Consider the following 4,349-nt stretch of genomic DNA (forward strand, 5'->3'; position numbering starts at 1 on the left):
GAGAATATTCATAATATTTATTAGTTGTCGATAAATATATCAACTTTTCATTACTACAATTTGTTGATATCGTCTTATTTTCCCAAGCATAAAACGCATTTATATAAAATGGTTGGCTTTTATATTCAGAAGGCAATAGTTCATTTGGAAATGGTTGAATTTGATAAGTATCTTTTAAATTTTTAAAAACATGATCATTATAGCCATCTCTTTTACAAGTACTTTGATTTAATCCACAACTCTTTGTTTCACTATCATTTAATGTAGCATATAGATCATTTCCTATATTTACACTATCTTTATATACATCAAAATCCTTTAACGGAGTGGTGCTCTGTTTAATTTTAGTGATTGCTTTTAAAACGATATCTGCACCGTTTGTACCTGTATACTCATTATAGGTAGCTTGTACTTCTATATCATCAACACCATTATCAGCATGCAATATATAAGAGGCATCTTGATCTTTTTTATTCACCTTTACTTTATCTTTAACTTCTTGATTGCCTTCGATAAAGGAAAACATCTCATTGCTAGCTGTTTTAACTTTAGCAGCTTTGCCCATTCGTTGAATAACACCATTGAACCCTGCCGCAATCGTTATAGAGGAAATAGACAGAATCAAGATAGCGACAATCATTTCAATTAATGTAACACCTTTATTGTTCATACCTATAACCTCCTTCTCATTTTAAGCTATTTATCTGCTATATTTTCTTCTACAAAGCTACTTATTAAATTATCATATATAATTCTTCTATTTTCGGGAGTCCCACTATTCAATTGTGCCATGCTAAGATAATCATTATTCCCCCATTGATTTACTCTAAAATACCAGTGTTGCGTAATTGGATCAAAAACTAAAATTGGTTTCCAATCAGAAACAGCACCACTTTCCGTTGCCGTTGCATAGATGAAACAGACAGGCTCGCCATCTACTACACCAAACATTACATGAGCATATAATTGCGAACCAGCTAATGATTTTGGCAAGTTAAACTCATCCATATTCAACTTTGGTGAAGAACCATTCATAAGCACTTGATAAATATAAATTCGTAATTTATCGTTATTAAATGTTAATCCATCTGTTACACTTATACCATGTTTCTTATACTCTTCTTGCATTGCCGCTTTATCACCATTCTTAAAATAAGTGAAAATTGTATCAATAGAATCATATGTATCCTTACCTGTTTGAATATTATATGGTAATTGAACTTCTTTACTGCCTTCATAATATTTAATCAATGTCCAATTTTTATTTGATTCAGTTACAAGTCTTTTTAAATCCGCACTTATGGTACATGTCTTACTAGCATAAGTTACAGTTCCACTAATCGTTAAAAAGACATATTCAACATCATCTACCGTTTTAGTAGAAACACTCAATGTCAATGATTTTAATTTACCTAATGCTTCTGGGAATGTATGTTTTCCATTCACCACGTCATTGATCGTCGTAGTCACACTATTTGTACCATCTGGAATTAACTTTATATAATCTGAATTTTTATTCAGAATATTTTCTGTAACATTTGTCACAACACTCTTAGCAGAAAGATAGGCCTGCCTTTCTATATTCTTTTCAACTGAGCGATTATAGTAAGAATATGCAATCGTCATTGAGGCTGCAATAACAATCTCAAGAACCATAACGACAACAATTGCCCATAATAAAGCTGAGCCTTTTTTATTGTCTTTCATATTCTCACCTCCTGCTTTATGACAGCATAAATAATTTAAAAGTTACCATCATGCTATTTGATTTTTCATCTTTTGAAACGACACTATTGTAATTCACGCTTGCCACTTTTAAAGATTTCATTTTATTCGCATCATTTATCATATTCTGCAAATTTAAGACAGTTCCATCTACGCTTAATGAAATGTTATACACTTTGAGGATGTTTTTCTTTTTTTCTTTTGTACCGTCCTCATTTTTATTTTCATCTTTTTTCTCAATGGCTTTTAAACTTTCCTTATAATTAAGAATTTCTTCTTCACTAACATCTGTAATACTCAAGCTTGTTGGTTCTAAATAATGATCTATAGCTAATTTCGTGATTATTTTATCAACATCTTCTTTTTTCAGATTGTCATAAAATTTTGCCTTTATCGCTTTTAACTCTTTGCTAGCCTCTTTTATTTCTTTATCAAGATCATCATATCGTGGAATAGATGCTTTTGTACTAATCAATTCCATTTCTGCAGTATCTTTTTTTGCTTGCAAATCCGTATGTTTTTCCATCGCTGGCATAATTAAATAAAAGAATCCACCTACAACGATGATGATACATAATAATATATACAACAATACTTTTTCACGTTTTGTTAATGTCTGTTTCATGTTTCATCACCTACTTCAATGTGCACAGAATAGTCGCAGTATAAACTTTCTGTGTTTCTGGTTGTTGTTTAATAGTTTCTTGTTGTTGTGTCTTATTCAAATTTTCTAAAAGTTCCATCAATGCCTGAGCATCGCTTACATTCTTATTCGTCTGTTTATTATCTGTAGCGTCTTGCTTTTTACTTACAGTATCATTGTTTGCAAGTATTTTTTCATTCTGTACATATCCAGAATAATTAACCGCCGCAAATAAATCGGTATTTTTTAACCTTCTCACAAATTGTTCCGTGGAGTTTACATTCGTGCCTTCGATTTGCAGGGTAACAATTTGCGATTCTCTTGTATAATTAAAGCTAGTAACAGTAATATCTACATCACTTGCCAATAAAATTTTATCAAAAGTATCCTGACTAAGTTCCGGATAGGATTGAATATCTTTTTTAAATTTTTTATAAGCAGCAATATCTCTTTTTACTGTTTGTAAGGAATTATAGCGTTCTAGGTTAGGATCATTCGCAATTTGTTCTTGTATTTTTGTAGTTTGTTGCTTTAAATCTTCTGTTTCATTTTCTAATTGATGATTTGATAACGTAAAGTAAATAAATAAAGCTAAAACTACGATCAGCATACCTGATGGTAATGCCGCATACTTTAAAGCTCCTGTATATTTAGGTGTTTCTTTTTTCTGCTTATAAGCAGAAAGCAAATCAATATCTTTCTTACTAAGCTTACTTGCCATTTCAGGTACACCTCACTTTCTAATCAGACATCCGACAGTAAATACATAATCGTGTAACTGAAATGCCTTTTCTCTACTTTTATCTGTTATGTATATAATTTTTGAATTGGGAAATTCTTTTGCTTCAATATCAAGATTTTCCCTTATATTCTTAAATACCTTTTGTTCTTCTTCGTCATCTAAGCCACAAAAATAAGCCGTTTCAATAGTATACTGACTCCGTTTCGATTTGCTGAATTGTATCAATTGTGAGATATTACTATTCATTTCCATAATAAATTCATAAGTTCCTCGATCAGAAAATAAACGTGTACGATTTGAAAAGGTATAATGGTTATTCTCAAATAAATAACTGGATACATTATTTCCATCAATAACAGATATCACATAGGTTTTATCCGCCATATCAACTAATTCATTTGTTAACTTTTGCAATGCGTTTACAGAAATATCAATCCCTTTTAAAGTGATTTCTGCATTTTCAAACAGTTCTATATAAGAAACTAACAGTTTTCGCTCAATCGCGCAACATAAAATTTCTCCACCTTTTCTGCCATCTTCATATTTGGGACGTAACACACAGTAATCATATACCAAATCTTCATAACTGCCTTCAATATCTGATAATTCATCTCTTGTGATTTGCAGCAATTCTTTCTTTTTTAAAATAGGTACATCTACATTTTTGGTAAGAATCTGTCCGCTGTCTATCAACAATCTGGCAGTCGTTATCCCATTACTTCTCATTTCCTTTAAGATTTCCAAAATAGGGGTATCATCCGTAATAACACCATTAATCATAGCACCTTCTGCTAACGGATATTCGCGGAAAGCATCCACTTTGATCATATCTTCTTTATCATTAGAGCCGCTGATTAGCTGTACTCCATGTGAAGATATATAAATAACATTTTCCTTTCCCATGCTACTTCCTCCCATCTTTATCCAATTGTTGGATTCTGATACATTTGATAGATTGGTAATAATACTGATAACATAACACATAATACGATAAGTGCTAAAAAGATAATCATAATTGGTTCTAGCATAGCAACCATTTTTTGTGTTGCCATTTCTGCCTCATAGTCAAAATCATCTGCTAATGATGATAGCATATCCTCTAGCTTACCGCTCTCTTCGCCAATATAGATGGAACTTGCTAATTTTGCATCAAAACCATCAATTTTTTGAATACTTTGAGATAAAGAAGTACCATTACGTACCATGCGAATAACTAGATCAAATTGTGATTCTATATAT

General features: G+C 31.4%; 6 protein-coding genes. All 6 read right to left on the reverse strand.

The genetic code is table 11. From position 1 onward, the window contains the following. Positions 1-670 (reverse strand): pilus assembly FimT family protein (locus AC1VS3_RS12680; protein ID WP_412596066.1); only part of this gene is annotated, 670 nt, incomplete at its 3' end. Positions 671-696: 26 nt separating this feature from the next. Continuing rightward, the gene (locus AC1VS3_RS12685) at positions 697-1,707 is read right to left on the reverse strand and encodes a hypothetical protein (RefSeq protein WP_008687980.1); all 1,011 of its coding nucleotides are present in this window, start codon (positions 1,705-1,707) and stop codon (positions 697-699) included. A gap of 16 nt (positions 1,708-1,723) precedes the next feature. Beyond that, on the reverse strand, positions 1,724-2,350 hold the full coding sequence (locus AC1VS3_RS12690; RefSeq protein ID WP_008687979.1) for a hypothetical protein: 627 nt from the start codon (positions 2,348-2,350) through the stop codon (positions 1,724-1,726). Positions 2,351-2,360: 10 nt separating this feature from the next. Next, positions 2,361-3,089: a GspL/Epsl periplasmic domain-containing protein gene (locus AC1VS3_RS12695; protein ID WP_008687978.1), complete on the reverse strand. Its 729-nt coding sequence runs from the start codon at positions 3,087-3,089 to the stop codon at positions 2,361-2,363. A gap of 12 nt (positions 3,090-3,101) precedes the next feature. After that, complete coding sequence (pilM, locus tag AC1VS3_RS12700) at positions 3,102-4,013, reverse strand: type IV pilus biogenesis protein PilM (protein WP_008687977.1); 912 nt, start codon at positions 4,011-4,013, stop codon at positions 3,102-3,104. A gap of 17 nt (positions 4,014-4,030) precedes the next feature. Then, positions 4,031-4,349: type II secretion system F family protein (locus AC1VS3_RS12705; RefSeq protein ID WP_481275675.1), on the reverse strand; the 319-nt coding region annotated here is incomplete at its 5' end.

The organism is Longicatena sp., from assembly GCF_982403165.1.

What these genes read in the sequence shown, in the direction of transcription:
- AC1VS3_RS12685 (WP_008687980.1), bottom strand. Translation starts at nt 1,707, where the DNA reads ATGAAAGACAATAAAAAAGGCTCAGCTTTATTATGGGCAATTGTTGTC.
- AC1VS3_RS12690 (WP_008687979.1), bottom strand. Translation starts at nt 2,350, where the DNA reads ATGAAACAGACATTAACAAAACGTGAAAAAGTATTGTTGTATATATTA.
- AC1VS3_RS12695 (WP_008687978.1), bottom strand. Translation starts at nt 3,089, where the DNA reads ATGGCAAGTAAGCTTAGTAAGAAAGATATTGATTTGCTTTCTGCTTAT.
- pilM (WP_008687977.1), bottom strand. Translation starts at nt 4,013, where the DNA reads ATGGGAAAGGAAAATGTTATTTATATATCTTCACATGGAGTACAGCTA.